At 64.8% G+C, this 18,810-nt stretch carries 14 protein-coding genes; 4 read left to right on the forward strand and 10 right to left on the reverse strand.

From position 1 onward, the window contains the following. Positions 1-180: 180 nt before the first annotated feature. Both M8523_RS02620 and M8523_RS02625 read left to right on the forward strand, forming a co-directional pair. Complete coding sequence (locus tag M8523_RS02620) at positions 181-1,590, forward strand: alpha/beta hydrolase (protein WP_282583251.1); 1,410 nt, start codon at positions 181-183, stop codon at positions 1,588-1,590. Beyond that, the gene (locus tag M8523_RS02625) at positions 1,587-3,128 is read left to right on the forward strand and encodes a GMC family oxidoreductase (RefSeq protein ID WP_282583252.1); all 1,542 of its coding nucleotides are present in this window, start codon (positions 1,587-1,589) and stop codon (positions 3,126-3,128) included. Before M8523_RS02620 ends, M8523_RS02625 begins: the two co-directional genes overlap by 4 nt. Before the next feature lie 160 nt (positions 3,129-3,288). Here the strand turns inward: M8523_RS02625 and M8523_RS02630 are convergent, their stop codons facing one another. The 8 genes from M8523_RS02630 to M8523_RS02665 all read right to left on the reverse strand — a co-directional run bounded on the left by M8523_RS02630 (position 3,289) and on the right by M8523_RS02665 (position 12,667). Continuing rightward, complete coding sequence (locus M8523_RS02630) at positions 3,289-4,167, reverse strand: SMP-30/gluconolactonase/LRE family protein (RefSeq protein ID WP_282583253.1); 879 nt, start codon at positions 4,165-4,167, stop codon at positions 3,289-3,291. Between the two features lie 24 nt (positions 4,168-4,191). Continuing rightward, on the reverse strand, positions 4,192-5,067 hold the full coding sequence (locus tag M8523_RS02635; protein ID WP_282583254.1) for an SMP-30/gluconolactonase/LRE family protein: 876 nt from the start codon (positions 5,065-5,067) through the stop codon (positions 4,192-4,194). A gap of 139 nt (positions 5,068-5,206) precedes the next feature. Next, on the reverse strand, positions 5,207-6,136 hold the full coding sequence (gene kce, locus M8523_RS02640; protein WP_282583255.1) for a 3,5-dioxohexanoate:acetyl-CoA acetone transferase: 930 nt from the start codon (positions 6,134-6,136) through the stop codon (positions 5,207-5,209). A 9-nt stretch (positions 6,137-6,145) separates the two neighbouring features. After that, positions 6,146-7,090 (reverse strand): 3-hydroxyacyl-CoA dehydrogenase, encoded by a 945-nt coding sequence (locus M8523_RS02645; RefSeq protein ID WP_282583256.1) that lies wholly within the window; start codon positions 7,088-7,090, stop codon positions 6,146-6,148. Between the two features lie 7 nt (positions 7,091-7,097). Further along, the gene (locus M8523_RS02650) at positions 7,098-7,877 is read right to left on the reverse strand and encodes an SDR family oxidoreductase (protein WP_282583257.1); all 780 of its coding nucleotides are present in this window, start codon (positions 7,875-7,877) and stop codon (positions 7,098-7,100) included. Positions 7,878-7,887: 10 nt separating this feature from the next. Beyond that, a complete protein-coding gene (locus M8523_RS02655; RefSeq protein WP_282583258.1) occupies positions 7,888-9,948 on the reverse strand; it encodes an ABC transporter permease in 2,061 nt (686 codons plus the stop codon). Beyond that, the gene (locus M8523_RS02660) at positions 9,945-11,486 is read right to left on the reverse strand and encodes a sugar ABC transporter ATP-binding protein (RefSeq protein ID WP_282583259.1); all 1,542 of its coding nucleotides are present in this window, start codon (positions 11,484-11,486) and stop codon (positions 9,945-9,947) included. The genes M8523_RS02655 and M8523_RS02660 overlap by 4 nt, the downstream gene beginning before the upstream one ends. 53 nt (positions 11,487-11,539) lie before the next feature. Continuing rightward, positions 11,540-12,667, reverse strand: a complete 1,128-nt coding sequence (locus M8523_RS02665) for a sugar ABC transporter substrate-binding protein (RefSeq protein WP_282583260.1) — start codon at positions 12,665-12,667, stop codon at positions 11,540-11,542. Positions 12,668-12,821: 154 nt separating this feature from the next. Between M8523_RS02665 and M8523_RS02670 the strand changes: the two genes are divergently transcribed. Further along, a complete protein-coding gene (locus tag M8523_RS02670; RefSeq protein WP_282583261.1) occupies positions 12,822-13,508 on the forward strand; it encodes a GntR family transcriptional regulator in 687 nt (228 codons plus the stop codon). Positions 13,509-13,553: 45 nt separating this feature from the next. On the opposite strand, the gene M8523_RS02675 is transcribed toward M8523_RS02670, so the two are convergent. Together M8523_RS02675 and M8523_RS02680 are read right to left on the reverse strand one after the other, a co-directional pair. Beyond that, positions 13,554-14,006, reverse strand: coding sequence for a response regulator (locus M8523_RS02675; protein ID WP_282583262.1), 453 nt, complete (start codon positions 14,004-14,006; stop codon positions 13,554-13,556). Positions 14,007-14,008: 2 nt separating this feature from the next. After that, the gene (locus M8523_RS02680) at positions 14,009-15,109 is read right to left on the reverse strand and encodes a histidine kinase dimerization/phosphoacceptor domain -containing protein (RefSeq protein WP_282583263.1); all 1,101 of its coding nucleotides are present in this window, start codon (positions 15,107-15,109) and stop codon (positions 14,009-14,011) included. Positions 15,110-15,622: 513 nt separating this feature from the next. Between M8523_RS02680 and M8523_RS02685 the strand changes: the two genes are divergently transcribed. Beyond that, complete coding sequence (locus tag M8523_RS02685) at positions 15,623-18,625, forward strand: PAS domain-containing protein (RefSeq protein ID WP_282583264.1); 3,003 nt, start codon at positions 15,623-15,625, stop codon at positions 18,623-18,625. Positions 18,626-18,810: the final 185 nt, after the last annotated feature.

An 18,810-nucleotide genomic window follows, 5' to 3' on the forward strand; every position in this document is an offset into this window, starting at 1 on the left:
ATGCCGTAGCCGAGACATTCTGCACGTCTGTCGAATACTTGGTGAGTTTACTACCTACCTCCACATAAGTGCGCGCCTTCGCGGACCCGGAGCGCGAGGTCACGTGTTCATCCGTCGCATGCCTCTCTCGCGAGTTGCCCCTATGTCAGGACACAACCTCGTCAAACTTGGTGTGACCCGTTGCCCAATCCGGCCGAACTTTCGCAGAAGCCGCTGATCGTCGCGCTTCACTTTCTTGGAGGCAGCGCGCGGACGTGGCGCGTCCTCGCCACCGCGACAGCCGAACACTTCGACTGGCAAACCTTGGACCTGCCGGGTTTTGGTGAAGCCCGTGAACAGTCCGGTTACAGCGTGGACGAGATGGCCGCCGTGGTTCTGGAGGCCGTCAAGGCCGTCGGATCGAGGCGATGGTTTCTGGTAGGACACAGCATGGGCGCGAAGGTTGCCTGCGTTGTTGCGCGTGCCGTCGAGAATGGCGCTCCGCGCCTTGAGGGCATGAGCGGCCTTGTTCTGCTGGCCGGCTCTCCACCTTCACCCGAACCCATGACGGAGAGCAAGCGCTCGCAAATGCTGGGCTGGTTCGAGGGAGACGCGGCGCGGAGCCGTGATGAGGCGCATGGTTTCGTGCAAGACAATGTCGGCGAGCCTCTCGACCCGCACCTGCACGCTCGGGCCGTCGACGACGTCCTGCGCACCCATCCTGCCGCCTGGAAGGCCTGGTTGACGAGCGGCAGCCGGGAGGATTGGTCGTCGCGGATTGGCGTCCTCGGCATACCCGCTATGGTCGTCGCGGGCGAGAGGGATGAGGCGCTCGGGGCCCCGTCCCAGGCCGAATCGATGCTCCCGCATCTGGCGGACGCCACGCTTCATGTGTTGCCGGGGGCGGGGCATCTGCTGCCCCTCGAGCGAGCCGAAGACATCGCGAAGCTGATGATCGCCTTTGTGTCGGATCAACCGCGCGAGCCGGTCGTCGCCGCGTCCTATTCGGCATTGATCGCCTCGCCGCGCGTCAGTGCCCGAACCAGAGACGTCCTGCTTCGCCGTGCCGAGGGTCCGCCAGGAGACGACAATGTTCTCTCGCCCGCTCTCAGTGACACGCTGAGAGCTGTGATCGACCGCGTGCTCCCGCAGACCGGACCGCACAAGCTCGACCTCGCGGCGCGTCTTCTCATGGCGCTGAGCGGCCCGCAGGGTGACGGGTGGCGCTTTGCGTCTCTGCCGCCCGACATTGAGGCTCTTCGGGCTGGCCTGGAAACACTTGATCATGCCGCTATGAGCCAGCATGGCCGAGGCTTCGAGCATCTGGCCGGTGCCGACCAGGACAAGCTGCTCAACCAGGCGGCCGAGGGCGCGATCGACAACGAGGTCCTGGCGGGTGGGCTCACCTCGTCGGCCATGAAGCTCTGGTTCGAGGACGTCCGCTCGTCTGTGACACAGGCCTATGTGGCGCATCCCGCGACGATGGCGCGCATCGGCTATTCCGGCATCGCCAATCGTGGTGAACCCTCGGGGCCGCAGGGGTTCGTCCACTTCGGTGAGGGGATCCGGGAAGATTGGGAGCCCGTGGCGACAAGGACAGCCGCACAATGAACCTCGATAGGATGCGCCGCCACGGTCTCGACGAGGTGGTGGATGCCGTTGTTGTCGGCACCGGCGCGGGCGGAGCTCCCCTCCTGGCCCGGCTCGCCGAGGCGGGACTGCGCGTCGTCGCGCTGGAAGCCGGACGCAATCTCGATCCCGCGGATTTCACGCCCGACGAGACCGCGTCGATCGATCTTTACTGGACGGGCGAGCGCCTGAGCGGAGGCAGCACGCCGGAAGCCTTTGGGGGTAACAACAGCGGTGTCGGCGTGGGCGGCTCGACCCTGCACTGGGGCGCCTTCGTGCCTCGAGCCGACGCCCGCGATCTCCGGCTGAAGACAGAGTCGGGCGTCGGGGAAGACTGGCTTCTGACGCTCGACGAGTTACGCCCCTATTACGAAGCCGTCGAAGCCTTCATCGGCGTGTCCGGTCCCTCGTCCTATCCTTGGGAACCGTCCCGTCGCTACCCGCTAGCCCCGGTCGCTCGCAACGCCCCTGCCGAAGTGATGGCAAGAGGGTGCGAGCGCACCGGGATCCGCTACACGGATGCGCCCGCGGCGGTGCTGTCACGGCCGTTCGCGTCACCGGGCGGCGCGGAGCGTCCCCCCTGCGTGAACTGCGGTGCCTGCCACCAAGGCTGCTTCAACGGCGCCAAGACCAGCATGGACGTGACGTATCTGCCGCGTGCCGTGCAGGCAGGTGCCGAAATCCGACCCGACAGCACTGTCCACACCATCGAGCGTGACCGTGCCGGGCGGGTCACCGGCGTGGTCTATCGAACGGCCGACGGCGACCGACGTCAGCGCTGCGCGGCGCTGATCCTGTGCGGCGGCGCCATCGAGACACCCCGCCTCCTTCTTCACAACGGGCTCGGCAATAGCTCGGGGCAGGTCGGGCAAAACTACATGGCTCACCTCGCAACACAGGTTTGGGGGTTCTTCGAGACTGAGATGCGGATGAACAAGGGTTATCCGTCCTCCTTGATCACCGAGGATTTCATCAGACCCGACAAAGCCGATTTCGCAGGCGGCTATCTTCTGCAGAGTCTCGGCGTCTTGCCGATGACCTGGGCGAACCTTCTGGCGCGTGGCGCGGGACTATGGGGATCGCCGCTGGTCGAAGCCATCGATCGCTACAACTACGCCGCCGGGATCGGCATGAACGGCGAGTGCCTTCCCGCTGCCGACAATCGGCTCACGCTGTCGGACGAGGTGGATGCGATCGGCGTTCCCAAGGCCCGCATCATGTTCAGCCAAGGCGCCAACGAGCAGGCAATGGATCGGCATGCCATCGCGGCAATGACTGCGATATGGGAAGCGGCTGGGGCCCAAGGTATTGTTTCGGCACGGCGGTTTGCGCATACCATCGGCACCTGCCGCATGGGACGGAGCGCCGATGAGGCCGTGGTGGACGCCTACGGGCGAAGCTTCGACCTCCCCAACATGTGGATTTGCGACAACTCGGTCTTTCCGAGTTCACTCGCGGCCAATCCAGCCTTGACCATCATGGCCCTGAGCCTGCGTACAGCCGACGCCATCCTGGCGTGAGACAGGCGCACAGTTGGGGTGTTTGGGGGGTGGCTGACAAGGACGATACGGTCCCTATGTGTCAGCCGATGTTGTCTGGTTCGCAACCATTCCGAACGACATTGAGCCTTCCGGCGCCGTTCATAGCGCCGAAGACCAGCGGTCGCATCGACGAGGCTGCCTATGCCCCGAAACGCGGCTCCGGGATGCCGCGAATGCCGAGATCGTGGATCGCGAAGAGGCTGCCGCGCAGCACGCCGTCGCCTGGGAAGCGGGGCAGGGGCGGCTTGGCCATTGAGGTGACGAACAGGATGTCGAGGTTCGGGCCGCCAAACATCACGCTCGTCACCTTTTTGACAGGCATGTCGATGGTTCGTTCCACCCGTCCCTCGGGAGTGTAGCGGACGAGCTTGCCGTCATAGACGAGCGCGCTCCAGACGCAGCCTTCGGCATCGACCGTCGCGCCGTCGGCTGCACCGCCACCGCTGGTATTCACTTTTGCGAACGTGCGCCGATTGCTGACCCCGCCCGTCGAGAGATCGTAATCGTAGGCCCAGATCTCGCCCGACCATGTGTCGGCGAAGTAGAAGGTGCGGCCGTCAGGGCTCCAGCAGGGACCGTTTGAGCAGACGATGTTCGAGTCGAGCTTCGTCACTTTGAAGTCCGTCGCCAGACTGTAGAGCCCCCCGTTGGCGCCTTGCTCCATCGTGTCCATCGAACCGGCGACGAAGCGACCGCGTTTGTCGACCTTGCCGTCGTTGATGCGGTTGTCGGTGAACTCAGGCTCGGGATCGTGGATCGGGGTCACGTCTCCGCTTTTGAAGTCGAGCAGGTGGAAGCCGCGCTGCAACGAGACGACGGCGCCGAGGCCGTCCTTGCGCAGCGCCATCGAGCCGATCTTCTGGGGCACGTCCCATGCCCGCAACTCACCGCCATCGACGGTGGTGCGAAACACCCGACCGTCGAAGGAATCGATGAAGTAGAGCCGTTCCTGGTCGACATCCCACAACGGCCCTTCGCCGAGCGTGGTCTTCACATCCAGCAAAACCTCAATGCGCATGGGCCAATCCTCCTTTGTTTTCTGTCAGCCGGCGAAACGCGGTTCAGGCACGCCCCGGACGCCGAGGCCATGGACGGCGAATAGCATGCCGGCTTCGGCCTCACGCGGCGGCACGCCCCGGACTTCGCGCGCCATCGACGTCACATAGGCGATGTCGAGGTCCGGACCGCCGAACATGATCGAGGTGGCGCTTTCGACCGGCAGGCCGACGACCCGGTCAAGCGTGCCGTCTGGCCGGAAGCGCAGCAGCCGGCCACGATACACTTCACAGGACCAGAGACAATCTTCGGCATCGACGGTCGCGCCGTCCGGGAAGCCCGGAAATTCCATCGCGGCAAAATCTACGAATATACGGCGATTTGAGACGCTGCCGGTCGCGGTCTCATAGTCGTAAGCATAGATCAGCCGCTTGCTCGTGTCGGCGAAGTAGAGGGTTGTACCGTCGAGGCTCCAGCAAGGACCATTGGAGCAGACGATGCCGTCATCGAGTTGCGTCACGCGAGCATCGGCATCGAGCCGATACAGCGTGCAGATCGGATCGCGTTCCTCATAATCCATCGCGCCGGCCACGAAACGGCCCTGCCGGTCTACCTTGCCGTCATTGATGCGGGTGCGCGGATTGGGTGGCGAAGCTTGCGCCAACAGGGTCACGGCGCCGGTCTCGAAGTCAAGGGCATGGAACCCGGACTGAAGCGAGCAGACGGCACCGCCGCCCAGACGCAATGCAATCGACCCGACATGCTCGGGCAGCGGCCAGGAGGTACGCCGTCCGCTTGTTTCGAGGCGATGCACGGCCGGCCCGTAACTGTCGATCCAGTAGAGCGCCTGCTCGGTGACGTCCCAGAGCGGACCCTCGCCAAGCTGATCCCGATCGGGATTGACCACTTCGATCCGCAACATCGTTCTCCCTTGCCGCTCTTGTCCTGCCCCACGCCAGGCGAGGTTGACGCCCGGAAGTCGTTTCCGAGAAAAGCGAACGCCGTGGCCGCTCCGTGGGGAAAGGACCGACCACGCTTACATGGCCCCGCTCGGCAGCCCGTCAGAACCCTACGGCGTGACCGCCTTTCAACGACAGCATCTCGCGGGCGTCGTCCGGGGTGGCCACTTCGAGCCCGAGACCTTCGATGATCTGGCGGACGCGCCGCACCTGGACGGCGTTGCTTTCCGCGAACTTGCCGGGACCATCCCAAAGCGAGTCCTCGAGCCCGACCCGTACGTTGCCGCCCATCGCGGCCGCCATTGCGGCAATGTTCATCTGGTTGCGCCCGGCGCCGAGGACGGACCAGCGGTAAGCGTCACCGAACAGCCGGTCGGCCGTGCGCTTCATGTGAAGCACGTCGTCGGGATGGCCGCCGATGCCGCCCTGCAGGCCGAACACGGTCTGGATGAACAGCGGCGCCTTCACGAGACCGCGGTCGAAGAAATACTTCAGGTTATAAAGATGCGCCGTGTCGTAGCATTCGAACTCGAACCGCGTGTCGTTGCCGGCGCAAGTCGTGAGGATGTATTCGATCTGTCCGAACGTGTTGCGGAAGATGATGTCCTTGTTGCCCAGGTAGGTCCGCTCCCATTCGTGCTCCAGGTCCTTGAAGCGGTCGAGCATCCCGAACAGGCCGAAGTTCATGGAGCCGAGGTTGAGAGAGGCCACCTCGGGCCGGAACGTCGCGGCCGGCCGGACGCGCTCCTCGATGGTCATGGTGGGCGCGCCGCCCGTGGTGAGGTTGATCACCACGTTCGAGCGGCTCTTCACCACCGGCAGGAACTTGGCGAAAGCCTCGGGACTCTGGTCTGGCTGGCCGGTCTCGGGGTTACGGGCGTGCAGGTGGACGATGGCGGCCCCGGCCTCGGCAGCGCCGATCGCGGCTTCGGCGATCTGTTCAGGCGTGACGGGAAGGTGGGGCGACATCGAAGGCGTGTGGATCGCGCCCGTGACCGCGCAGGTGATGATGACTTTGCGTTTGCTGGCCATGATGGCTCCTCATTCTCCGATGTCGTTGGCGGCCCGGCGCTTGTGAGCCAGCAGGGCCATCAGGCGGCGGTCGCGCCACATCTGGCGGTCGCCGAGCTGGTCGGCCCCAAGCTTGGCCCGCCGGGTCGCCTCGACCGTCTCCATGACCGGGCCGGTCCAGTCGACGCGGCGCTGCACGGAAGGAAAGATGCCGGAGTAGATGCCCTGGTAGCGTTCCGCATAGTCGCGCACCCCGCCTGGTGCGTTGAGGTCGATCGTCTCGAAGGGACCCATGAAGGACCAGCGCAGCGCCAACCCGTCGCGCAGGCCGATGTCGATATCCTCCACACCCGCGATGCCGTCCGCCACCAGGCGGAAGGCTTCTTCCAGCAGCGCGCCCTGCAGGCGGTTCATGATGAAGCCGTCGATCTCCCGCTTCATCACGAGGGGCGCCTGCCCGCAACTGCGCAGGAAGGCGGCGGCTTTGTCCACCGTTTCAGCCTTCGTCCAAGGCGATGGGCACACCTCGACCGCGGGGATCAGGTAGGGTGGGTTGATGGGATGGCAGACGAGGCAGCGCGATCGGCCGGGGACGTGCTCGACGAAGGACGAGGGCAGGAGAGCCGAGGTGGAGCTCGCGAGCACCGCCGTTTCTGGAGCGTGCTGGTCGAGATCGGCGAAGACCTGCCGCTTCACCTCGACCCTTTCGGGCGTGTTCTCCTGGACGTAGTCGACGTCGGCCAGGGCCTCGGCGAGGTCCGCCACCGGGTTCAGGCGGGCGAGCAGCGCGTCCGGGGTGCCGCCGTTGAGGAGATCATTGGCTTCGAGGTCGGGGAGGATGCCGGCGATGAAGTCCCGTGCCGCATGCGGGGCCGCCGGGTTGGCGTCCCAGATCCGCACGTCGTGTCCTGCCCGCGCGAAGCTGATGGCCCAGGCGCGCCCGACGAAGCCGGCGCCGATGATCGCGGTTTTCATAAGTGCCTCACAGTGATTCCACGTTGCCGTCGACACCGAGCGACTGGCCCGAAATGTTGCGGCCGAGTGGCGACAACAGGAAAAGTACCATGCCGGCCACGTCCTCGGGGCCGGTCATCCGGCGTAGCGAGATGCGGTTCAGATATTCCTTTTCCATCGTCTCATAAGGCACGCCGACCTGGGCGGCGCGGTCGCGGATGACGCCTTCCATGCGTGGTCCGGTGATGATGCCGGGCAGGATGGCGTTCACCCGGATGTTCGACGGGCCGAGTTCCTTGGCGAGGCTCTGGGTGAAGCCGATCACGCCCCATTTCGCGGCCGAATAGGGCGTCCGATAGGCATAGCCGAAGCGGCCCGCCGATGACGACATGTTGACGATCGCACCCTCGCCTGCAGCCTTCAGCATCGGCACAGCGAGGCGGGTGCAGAGGAACTGCCCGACGAGGCAGATATCGATGGTGCGTCGCCAGTCTGCTGGTGCGATCTCGTCGACGCCGCCGGTCGGCCCCGCGATGCCGGCATTGTTGATCAGGGCATCGAGACCGCCGAGGCCGTCGCGCACGTCGGCGAAGAGTTGGTCCACCTGCGCCTCGTCCGACACGTCGCAGATGCTCGTGCCGTGGCCCGGATGGGCGCGGCGGAAGTCCGCCAGGAAGCTTTCGGAGATGTCGCAGACATGGACACGCGCGCCATTCTCGATCAACAGGTCCGCGATGGCACGGCCAATACCGGAAGCGCCGGCCGTGATGAGGACCCGCTGGTTTGGGGCGAGAGCGATGCCAGCCATGTCGAATGCCTCAACTGTTCTTTTCACGAAGCGCCACGACCGCGCAGAGCACGACCGTTCCGTACAGGATGGCGCGGGTTGCATAGGGGAGCATTGTGCCGGCCAGCAGCGTCTGCAGGGCAGTCAGCAGCAGCACGCCGCCGATCATGCCGATGTAGCTGCCCCGACCGCCCGTGATGAGAGCCCCGCCGACCACCACGACGGCGATCGAGGGCAGCAGATATTCGTCGCCCATACCGAGACTGCCCTGGCCCGAGAAGCCGGACAGGAGGCAGCCGACGAGCGCGGCGCAGAGGCCGGAGAGGACGTAGACCTTGACGATCGTGCTCTTCACCGGGACGCCCGAAAGCTCGGCCGCTCGAACACCATTGCCGATGGCATAGACCCGGCGACCGAACGCCGTCTTCCCGAGCAGCACCACGGCGCCGATCACGAACAGCGCCATCATGACGACGACCGGCGTGACCCCGGCGATCTGTCCCGTCATGAACCAGCGGAGCCCCGGCGACGCGAAGCCATCCGGTGTGCCGCCCGAATAGACGAGCGCGATCCCTTGGAGGATGCCGTTCATCGCCAGCGTCATCACGATGGGCGAGATGCCGAGCGCCACGATGCCGAGTCCATTGCAGAATCCCACGAAGCACCCGAAGGCAAGAACCGCCGGAAGGGCGTAGATCAACGCGGCATCGGAGCCTTTGAGAAGCCCCGCGCACAGAATGCCGCAGAAGCCAATCGTCCAGGGCAGCGAGAGGTCGAGTCCGCCGGTCAGGATCACGGTGCCCTGGCCAAGCGCCAGAATGGCCAGGAAGCTGCCCAGCACGATCAGCGAATCGTAATAGCGCCAGGATACGAGCGAACTGCCGAGCATGAAGTGGGTCACGACGAGCACCAGCGCGAAGCAGATGAACGCAGGAAGGGCGTTGCGCAGTCCTTCCGCATGGCGCACCCAGAAGGGCGGCCGGTCGATGCGCGGTGTCGCCGCGGGCAGGACGAGCCGGTGCTCCTCCAGTCTCAGCTGGCGCGGTAACGTGCCGGCACGATGGGCCGCGATCCGCCGGCGCGCCGTGCGCAGCGTCGTGGCCAGTACCGAAGAATGCGTTATCGAAGCACCGAGCACCGCCAGGATCAGGATCGCGCCTTCGACGATCGACGAATAGAAAGCCGGCACGTTGAGGACGAGCAGGATGTTGACGACCAGCATCAGTACATAGGCGCCGAAGATCGTCCCGATCGGACCGCCGCGCCCGCCGCCGAGCAGGGTACCGCCGACCACGACGGCCGCAAACATCTGTAGCAGCATGGGGTTGCCGACCAGCGGATCGCCCGAACCCGTCTGGGCGCTGATGAACACGCCGGCGGAGCCATAAAGCGCACCGGCCAGGACATAGACGAAGAATTCGTGACGACGAACACCGAGACCTGCGGCCCTGGCCGCATCGCGGTCCGAACCGATCGAATAGATGGCCTTGCCGAATACAGTGTTCTTCAAGAGGAGCCAGAGGCCGGCGAGAGCCAATAGCAAGAGCACCGGCATCGGCAACAGGCCCGGGATTGCGTCACCCACCAGCAACGCTCCGAAGCCCGCCGGGATCTGGCCGCCAGGCTTGTCCATCACCAGCAGGGTCACGCCCTGAAGGATGAACATGGAGGCGAGTGTCACCACGATCGGCTGCAGCCGCAGGATCGCGATGAAGAATCCGTTGAAGGCGCCCGCCAGCGCGCCGATCGCGAGGCCACCGGCCGTCCAGAGCGCGATGCTCGAGGCCGTATCCTCCATGTGGCCGGCGAGCGTGACGTTGACAAGCGAGATCACGGCCGCGGCCGATAGATCGAAGCCGCCCGAGAGGATCACGATCGTCTGGCCGATGGCGGCGATCGCCAGGGTCGCGCCGCCTGCGGCAAGCGTGCTCAACTCGTAATAGCCGAGCGTGCCGCCACTCACGCCCTTGACGAGGCCGAGGCAGATCAGGAAGGCCAGAACGGCGATGATGGGGCCGCGGTTCCGGCCAAGCCGAAGACGGCGCCTCGCACTTGAAGCGGCTTCCGTGCGGTCGAGGCTCGCGGCGCTCATTGCAGCTCCAGACTGGCGGGAGCGCCGCCCAGCGTCGCGCGCAGGATCGCATCTTCCGAGATCTCGCCACCCGCAAGATCGGCCGCGATGCGGCCCCGGTAGAGCACCAGCACCCGGTGGGCGAGGTGATCGAGTTCGGCGATCTCGGTCGAGTAAAACAGGATCGCACCACCGGCGGCCGCATATTCCTGCATCAGCGCGTAGATCTCGTGCTTGGTGCCGACGTCAATGCCGCGGGTAGGGTCGAATAGCAGCAGCACCCGGCTCTGTGCGAAAAGCCATTTGGCGATCGCGATCTTCTGCTGGTTGCCGCCCGAAAATGCCTTCACCCCGGTCCAGAGCGCCCGCATCTGCACGTTGAGGCGGGCCAGCACCAGCGATACGTCCGCCTCTTCGCGCGCCCCGTCGATCAGCCCGAACCTTGTGTAGCGGTCGATCACCGGCAAGGACACATTGCGCTTGCCGTCGAGCTTGAGGAACAGCGCCTCGGTCTTGCGGTCCTCCGGCACCAGACTGATGCCGATCCGCGCATCCGCTGCGTCGCGAGGCGACGTGAAGGTCACGGGCCGACCTTCGACCCGGATGTCGCCCGTGCTCTCCTCCATGCCGAACAGCGCGGTGAAGAGTTCGAGCTGCCCCATGCCCTGCAGGCCCGCCACCCCGAGGATCTCGCCGCGACGCAGGTCAAAGGACACGTCGGCAAGCCGCTTCTCTGTTGCCAGATTGCGCACGCCAAGCACCGGCTCCCCCGAGGGCGACGGCACGGGCGGCTTCGGCGGAAAGGACTGGCCGAGTGCCTTGCCGGCGATCATGTCGATCACCGCCTCGTCGCTGACGTCCGAGAGACGCTCGGTCGCGACGTGCCTGCCGTTGCGCAGCACCGTCACGCGATCGCAAAATGCCCGGACCTCGCGCATGCGGTGGGAGATGAAGACGATCGTGACGCCTGCGCCGCGGCGCTTTTCAATCAAGTCGCCGAGCCAGTCGATGTCGCGGCCCGACAGGGTCGAGGTCGGTTCGTCGAGCAGAAGGATCTTCGGCTGCCGGAACAGTGCCCGCGCGATCTCGATCTTCTGCCGCTGGTTGAGATCGAGGTCGCGCAATTCCGCCTGCGGATCGATGTCGCCGAGGCCGAGGGCGTCGAGGTGCGCCTCGACTCGGCGCCGCGCCTCGCCCCGCCGGATCTGCCCGAAAGCATTGATGGGCGGGTAGGGCATCAGCATGTTGTCGAGAACCGTGAGGTCCCGGACCATGGTGAGTTCCTGGAACGCCGTCTGGATCCCCCGCGCGTGAGAGGCGCGGGGCGCGTCGAGGACGGCGGGCATTCCGAACACGGACAGAACGCCCGTGGTCGGCAGGATCAGGCCCGAGAGCAGCTTGACCAGGGTCGACTTGCCGGCGCCGTTCTCGCCGAGCAGCGCATGGACCTCGCCAGCCTCGACCGCGAAGGACACATCGTTCACCGCGATCGTGGCTCCGAACACCTTCCGGATGTTCTTCGCCGCGATGGCTGGTGCCGATGGCTGAGGTTCGGACACAGGCAACTCCATGAATCCGTCTCCCGGGTGACCGAAAGAAGGACAGACGAGGCTCAGTCTTCCGGCTGCCCGACCAGCGCGGCGTTGAGGCCGACTTCGGGAGTGTCGTTCGAGAAGATCGAGGCGAACCAGCCGGGGTTCGACACGAGCGACGGCTTGAAAGCGTTGCAGCCCGACTTCATCTCGGCCCAGGTTCCCTCCTGGCAGAGCTTGATGGTCTCGTTGGTGACGAGTGGCAGCGGCAGCGTCGTGTGCTGCGGGATTTCCTTGCCATCGAGCTTCTGCACCGCGAGCTTCAGGGCCAAGGCCCCCGAATAGGGTGGCGACGCGTAGGAGATGCGGGGCGCACTCATCGGCTTGTAGGTGCCGTTCGCACCCTCGACCTCGGTGTTGGCCGGCAGCATCTGGATGCGGCCGCCGTTCGAGCCTTCGCCCGCGCATGGCTTCAATTTGTCGGCCGTGGCACCGGCCTCGATTTGCATGCTGTTGGCCGTGTAGCAACCGACCTGCATCCAGAGCCCGTCGATCTCGTCCCACTTGCGCGTGGCCAGGATCTTCGAAAGCTCGGTGCGGGCGACCGCCTGGCTCCACAGGCCGACCGCCTCGTTGACGATCTTGATGTCCGGATACTTGGCGAAGACAGCCTTGGCGGCCTTGGTGCGCTCGGTATCGACCGAGGTGCCGGGCACGCCCGTGATGGCGACGATGTTGCCCTTGCCGTTCAGCTTCTTGGCCAGCCACTCGGCCGTGACGCGGCCGGCTTCCGCCTGGTCGATCGTCACATTGTGGGCGCAGGGTTCGGAAATTTCGGCGTCGTAGGCGACGACGACCACGCCCTTGCTGCAGGCGTTCTTGACCGCGGCGTTCAAGGCCGTGGGGGAAATCGGATAGACCACGATGGCCTTGGCGCCAGCCTGAACCATCGCGTTGATCTGCTGGATCTGCTTCTGGGCGTTGGGACCGGACACCTGCACCTGCAGATCGACCTTGCCGGCCATGTCCTTGCTGGCCGCCATGGCCTTGACCATGTTGGCGGCCTCGCCCTGCCAGTCGTTGCCGATATAGCTCATCGACAGATAGATCTTGTACTTATCGGCTGCTTGGGCCGGCGCCAGGCCGAGACCGACGGCCCCGATCAATCCTGCGCCGACGAACGCCGACACCCATCCTGTCCTGGTCATGCTTCCTCTCCCCTGTCGCGACATCGCCGCCCCGGGCTTTTGCCCGTGTTCTTTTGATCATAGATCAAAAGTGGCGACGACGACAAGTCAAATCACTTTGGCGCGCCATGCCGATGGCTTAGAGTTTGTGGCGACAGTCGCGTCAGGAACGATGATGAGCATAGCGAAAGGCCAGGAGCGTGGGCCATTGGCGGTCCAGCAGATCCGCCGTGGGACCATGCAGGAGGACGTCTACCGTCAAGCCAAGCAATTGATCCTCAACGGCGAACTCGCACCTGGGCAGTCCATCACCATCCAGTGGCTCGCGGATGCGTTCGGGGTCAGTGCCATGCCGGTGCGCGAGGCCATCCTGCGTCTCACGGCCGAGAAGGCACTCACCGTCGTGGCCGGCCGCAGCCTCGGCATACCGCCTTTATCGCGGGACCGTCTCGCCGACCTCACGCGGACACGGCTCGAAATCGAGGCCCTGGCCGTGACCTGGGCCGTTCCGAACATCACGCGGCCGATCGTCGGCCACCTGGCACGCTGGATCGAGGAGATGGACAACATCAAGCCGGATCGCGAGGCCCGGAAGGTCTATCTGCGCTCGAACCGGGAGTTCCACTTCACGATCTATCAGGCAAGCGGGTCGGAGGCCCTGCTGGGGATCATCGAAAGCCTGTGGCTGCAGGTCAGCCCCTATTTCAACCTCTTGCACGATCGTGGAAACTTCGTCGTCTCGAACCATCACCACCGGCGGCTCGCCGATGCGCTCGCGGCAGGCGATGCGGAGGCGGCCCGATCTTCCGTCCAGGCCGATATCCGGGAAGCGGCCTCGATCCTCGACTCGGTGATCACCTAAAGGTTTCGACGCCATCGAGAACCCGAGCGCTCCACGGCCCCTGCGTCAATCCTTCCATGTCGCCGCGAGAGCCGGAAACGCGGTGAAGTCCGGTGGCGTTGAAGCCGATGGGGGCGGATCGCAGATGCCTTCCGTGATGTACCGCAGCGCCGACATGATGCCATTGCGGGAGAACGGCTTGGCGATCACCCCATGGGCCCCAGGATGGTCGACACGGAGTTTCCTCGGGTTCGCGGTCACGAAGACGATGATGGCATCGCCCCAGTTCTGCTTGATATGGGCGCAGACATCGAGGCCACTGGAACCCTCGGCCAGATGAAGGTCGACGAAGGCCACGTCGGGCGCAATGCCGACGTCGAGGCCCTGAACCTCACGCAGGCAGCCGGCCTCCGCCACAACGTGGTGGCCGGCGTCCTCGATCATCATGCCGAGATCCATGGCGAGCAGCGCTTCGTCCTCGACGACAAGAAACCGCAGGGGAGTGTGGCGCCTTCCCATCGTCATCCTCCTGCCGGAAGGTCGATGGTGACAGTCGTCCCCGAGGTGGCTCCATGCCAGCTTGTCGTTCCGCCGACCTGACGGGACAGCCGGGCGACGAGGGTTCGACCCAGGCCGTCCACCAAGGTGTCGGCCTTCGGCATTCCTAAGCCATCGTCCGAGATGCGCAGGATCGCGCGGCCATCGATCGCGCGTGCGAAGACATGGAGCGTCCCGGACCTGCCGTTCGCGAAAGCGTGCTTGACGGCATTCGTGACGAGCTCATTGATGATCAGACCCAATGCCGACGCCTTGCTGGAGGGAATCTCCAATTCTTCAACGTCGGCGTCCACCTTTATGTCCGTTCGACCGCTCGCTCCGATGACATCGGCGACGAGGTTGGCCGTGAAGGCCCCGACGTCGAAACGCGTGATGTCGTCGGACTGGTACAGGCGTCGATGCACGGTCGCGAGGGCGTCGACGCGCTCAAGCATCGCGTCCAACTTCGAGCTGATCGCCGGGTCTCCGATCTGGCGTGATTGCAGCCGCAGCAGAGACCCGATCATCGTCAGGTTGTTCTTGACCCGGTGGTCGACTTCATGAAGCAGCAGCGTCTTGGCCTGCAGCGCCTCCTTCAAGGCCAAGGTTCTCTTTTGGACCTCGACCTCGACGATCTCCTTCTGCTCGGTGATCTGCCGTTGCGCCTCGATCCGGTCCGTGACGTCGAGTTGCGACGCAAAGAAGAACTGGACGTCTCCATCGACCCCTCGCGTTGGGCTGAGATAGAGGGCGTTCCAGAACTTCGATCCGTCCTTTCGATAGTTCAGGATGTCGATCTGTACGGCGTTCTCGCCCGCGATGGCCTCTCGAAGTGTCGCGACTGCTCCCTCATCCGTCTCAGGACCTTGCAGGAAGCGGCAGTTGCGCCCGATGATCTCTTCCCGCCCGTAGCCGGTCAGATTCTGGAACGCCTCGTTGGCGAACACGATAGGATTGTCGGGGAGGCGCGGGTCCGTGATCACCATGGGCATGCGTGTCGCCCTGATCGCCGCAGCGAAAGGGTCGCCTCGACCGCTCTCATGTTCGATGTCGCCGGTCAGGTGCCAGTCGTCGCGCTGCTTCATGCTCGATCCTTCGGGGAGGCGAGCCATAGCGACCGCTCTTTCGGATTGTCGAAGAACGGGCTCGAGGGAGAAGCGTTCCCAAGATGTTGAAAGGAAGCTTCCGCGGGCACCGCAGAGCTCTCCTGTCACCCTCGTTCAGGAGCACTCGCCCAACGAGGCCGCTCTGGCTCGAAGATTGGTCGTGTGCGAGAGCGGAAGTTCCGATTGGTCCTGGACGCGCCTGAGCACGCCGGATCCGAAACGGACCTCTGTGGCCGGTCATGGTGGTCAACGCTCGTCGACCTTATTGGAACCCACGAACGGTCGCAGCTGGAACACTGCCAATCGGATTCGCTCACCGGGTCAGATAAACACCGTTGGCCAGGTTGCTTTCCCTGCAGAGGTTTGAGCGGACCGTCAATGCGCCTGCATTCGTGCTGAGCATGCTGCTTGCGCCGACCCATTTGACGTGTCGTGCGTTCTTGCCAGCGGCGTCTCGCCAGAACGCGATGCCCCATCGTCAGCAGGTCACGCATGAGTTTGGACGGAAGCAAAGATGACCGGGAGCAAGAAGCCGATTACAGGGCCGAAATCGCCCGCCTGAAGGCCGAGCTTCTCGCGCGGTCATCAAGCACCGCGGCCCACGTCAGCGCGGAAATCGCGGGAAAAGATGGCGGTGACGATCCGTTCTTTGCCGCCGTTCGAGCCACGCGCATGCCGATGGTCGTCTCCAACCCTCGGCTTCCCGATAACCCCATTGTCTTCGTCAACGACTCGTTCTGCCGATTGACCGGCTATCCTCGGGAAGAGATCGTCGGGCGGAACTGCCGCTTTCTGCAATGCGCCGAGACCGATCCTGCGGCGGTTGCACGCATCCGCGCTGCCGTCGCGGCTCCCGAGGCCATCGAGATCGACATCGAGAACGCCCGCAAGGATGGGACGCACTTTTGGAACCGCCTGCTGATGGCGCCGGTCCACGATGCCGAGGGAAATCTGGCCTATTTCTTCGCCAGCCAGGTCGATGTCTCTTTGGAACGTGGCCGTCTGGCGGGACTCGAAACCCACAACGCCGCCCTGATGGCGGAGGTCGCCGGGCGCCAGCGCGCCCAGCGGGAAAGCGACGATCGGCTTCGCTTTGCGACCGAGGCGGGTCGACTGGGCGTTTGGGACCTGGATCTCCGCACGATGGAGATGGAGGCTTCGCCCCGCTGCAACGAGAACTTCGGCCGGCCCCAATCCGCCCCTTTCACCTACGCCGACTTGCAGGCCGCCGTGCACCCCGAGGATCGGGAACGCCGGCAGAAGGCCGTCGAGCGTTCCGTTGCGACGGGCGCCGACTACGACATCGAGTACAGGGTCATCCGGCTCGACGGCAGCACGGGCTGGGTCCAGATCCGCGCCAAAGCCATCATGGAAGCGGATGGAAGAGCACGTCGCCTCGTAGGCGTCTCCCTCGACATCACCGACCGCATGGTCTCCGACACCCGCCGGCGTGCGCTGGTCGAACTTGGCGATGTCATCCGCGACAAAACGGATCCCGACGAGATCGCCTTCGAGGCGGCCAGGATTCTGGGCGAGGCGTTGGGAGTCAGTCGCGCCGGCTACGGCACCGTCGACATCGAGGCGGAGACGATCAGGATCGAGCGGGACTGGAACGCGCCGGGGATCAAGAGCCTCGCCGGCCTGCTGCACTTCCGTGACTACGGCTCCTACATCGAAGATCTGAAGCGCAGGGAAACCGTCGTTTTCGCCGACGCGGAGACCGACCCCCGGACGAGAGACACGGCCGATGCCCTCAAGGCCATCAGCGCTCAATCCGTCGTCAACATGCCGATCACAGAGAAAGGTGGCCTCGTCGCGTTGTTGTATCTCAACCATGCGCAGGCGCGGCATTGGTCGGACGAGGAACTGGCCTTCGTGAGGGAGGTTGCCGAGCGCACTCGTGTCGCGGTCGAGCGTCGCCGCGTCGAGCAGGATCTTCGGGAACTGGCCGCCTCCTTGGAGCGACGCGTCGAGGAGCGGACGAGGGAGCGGGATCGTGCGTGGAAGAACTCGCGCGATCTTCAAGCCGTGGTCGGCCGCGACGGTATCTTTCTTGCCGTGAACGAGGCCTGGACCACGGTCCTTGGGTGGCGGCCGGATCAGGTCGTCGGCCGGCACCACCTGGAGTTCAATCACGACGAGCACCATTCCGACAGCGAAGCGGCCCTGAACGCTGCCTTCGACACCGGGCTGCCGGCCTACGAGACCCGGTGCCGTCATGCAGATGGAAGCTTCAGGTGGATTTCCTGGGTCGCGGCCTCCGAGGACGGACTGGTCTACGCCAATGGGCGGGACGTCACCGCGGAAAAGGAGCAGGCTGAAGCCCTGCACCGCACGGAAGAGCAACTTCGCCAGGCGCAAAAGATGGAGGCCGTGGGTCAGCTCACGGGCGGCCTCGCCCACGACTTCAATAACTTGCTGACTGGCGTCCTGGGCTCGCTCGAGTTGATGCAGACGCGGTTGAGACAGGGCCGGCTCGGAGAACTTGAGAAATACGCCACGACGGCCCAGGGTGCGGCCAAGCGGGCCGCCGCCCTGACCCATCGCCTCCTCGCCTTCTCGCGTCGGCAGACACTCGCGCCCAAGCCGACCGACGTGAACCGACTCGTCGCCGAGATGGCGGAGCTGATTCGCCGGACTGTCGGCCCCACGATCAAGCTTGAGGTCGTCGGGGCCGGCGGCCTTTGGAAGACCTTGGTGGATCCGCCGCAGCTCGAAAATGCGCTGCTGAACCTAGCGATCAATGCGCGGGATGCCATGCCGCAAGGCGGTCAGTTGACGATCGAGACCGGCAATCGATGGCTCGACGAACGCGGGGCTCGCGAACGGGAGTTGAAGCCGGGCCAGTACGTCTCCCTGTGCGTCAGCGATACGGGAACAGGCATGCCGGCCGATGTCGTCGCGCGGGCCTTCGACCCGTTTTTCACGACCAAGCCGATCGGCATGGGGACCGGGCTGGGCCTGAGCATGATCTACGGTTTCACCAAACAGACCGGGGGCACGGTCCGGATCTACTCGGAGGTGGGCCACGGCACCATGGTTTGCCTGTACCTTCCCCGCCACTATGGCAACGAAGCGGCCGACGAGATCCTGCTTGATCGCGGCGATGCCTTGCCGTTCGCAAAGGGCGGGACGGTGCTTGTCGTCGACGATGAACCAAGCGTCCGCATGCTGGTCGCCGATGTGCTCGGGGAAGCGGGCTGCAACGCCATCGAGGCCGAGGACGGCGTCGCCGCGCTGAAGATCCTCGAATCGGCTGTGCAGATCGACCTGATGGTCACCGACGTCGGCCTCCCGAACGGCATGAACGGACGCCAGGTCGCCGACGCGGCGCGTGCCCTGCGACCGGGACTGAAGATCCTTTTCATTACGGGCTACGCCGAGAATGCCGTCCTGGGGCATGGCCACCTTGATGCGGGCATGGAGGTCATCACAAAGCCGTTCGCCATGGAGGTGCTGGGCAAACGGATCGGAGACCTGCTGGCAAATCGCTGAATGGTCATAGATCATCCGTGAAAGCGGTCCTTCAGATCTTCGGTCAAGGAAATCTGCTGGACGCGATCGGCGTGCCGTTCTCAGTTTGCCGATGGCCATCAGGGCGTCAGTGCCGCCGACTTGGCCATCGCTTGATGTTGCAGACGTTCGATGTCGGAAAGCGCTGAATGCTGCTTCTCGATCGA

Origin of the sequence: Lichenifustis flavocetrariae (assembly GCF_026130545.1) — a bacterium.
GTDB lineage: Bacteria > Pseudomonadota > Alphaproteobacteria > Rhizobiales > Beijerinckiaceae > Lichenihabitans > Lichenihabitans flavocetrariae.

Coding starts and splice junctions, on each gene's coding strand:
- M8523_RS02625 (WP_282583252.1), top strand. CDS start 1,587: ATGAACCTCGATAGGATGCGCCGCCACGGTCTCGACGAGGTGGTGGAT.
- M8523_RS02630 (WP_282583253.1), bottom strand. CDS start 4,167: ATGCGCATTGAGGTTTTGCTGGATGTGAAGACCACGCTCGGCGAAGGG.
- M8523_RS02635 (WP_282583254.1), bottom strand. CDS start 5,067: ATGTTGCGGATCGAAGTGGTCAATCCCGATCGGGATCAGCTTGGCGAG.
- kce (WP_282583255.1), bottom strand. CDS start 6,136: ATGGCCAGCAAACGCAAAGTCATCATCACCTGCGCGGTCACGGGCGCG.
- M8523_RS02645 (WP_282583256.1), bottom strand. CDS start 7,090: ATGAAAACCGCGATCATCGGCGCCGGCTTCGTCGGGCGCGCCTGGGCC.
- M8523_RS02650 (WP_282583257.1), bottom strand. CDS start 7,877: ATGGCTGGCATCGCTCTCGCCCCAAACCAGCGGGTCCTCATCACGGCC.
- M8523_RS02655 (WP_282583258.1), bottom strand. CDS start 9,948: ATGAGCGCCGCGAGCCTCGACCGCACGGAAGCCGCTTCAAGTGCGAGG.
- M8523_RS02665 (WP_282583260.1), bottom strand. CDS start 12,667: ATGACCAGGACAGGATGGGTGTCGGCGTTCGTCGGCGCAGGATTGATC.
- M8523_RS02670 (WP_282583261.1), top strand. CDS start 12,822: ATGAGCATAGCGAAAGGCCAGGAGCGTGGGCCATTGGCGGTCCAGCAG.
- M8523_RS02675 (WP_282583262.1), bottom strand. CDS start 14,006: ATGGGAAGGCGCCACACTCCCCTGCGGTTTCTTGTCGTCGAGGACGAA.
- M8523_RS02680 (WP_282583263.1), bottom strand. CDS start 15,109: ATGAAGCAGCGCGACGACTGGCACCTGACCGGCGACATCGAACATGAG.
- M8523_RS02685 (WP_282583264.1), top strand. CDS start 15,623: ATGAGTTTGGACGGAAGCAAAGATGACCGGGAGCAAGAAGCCGATTAC.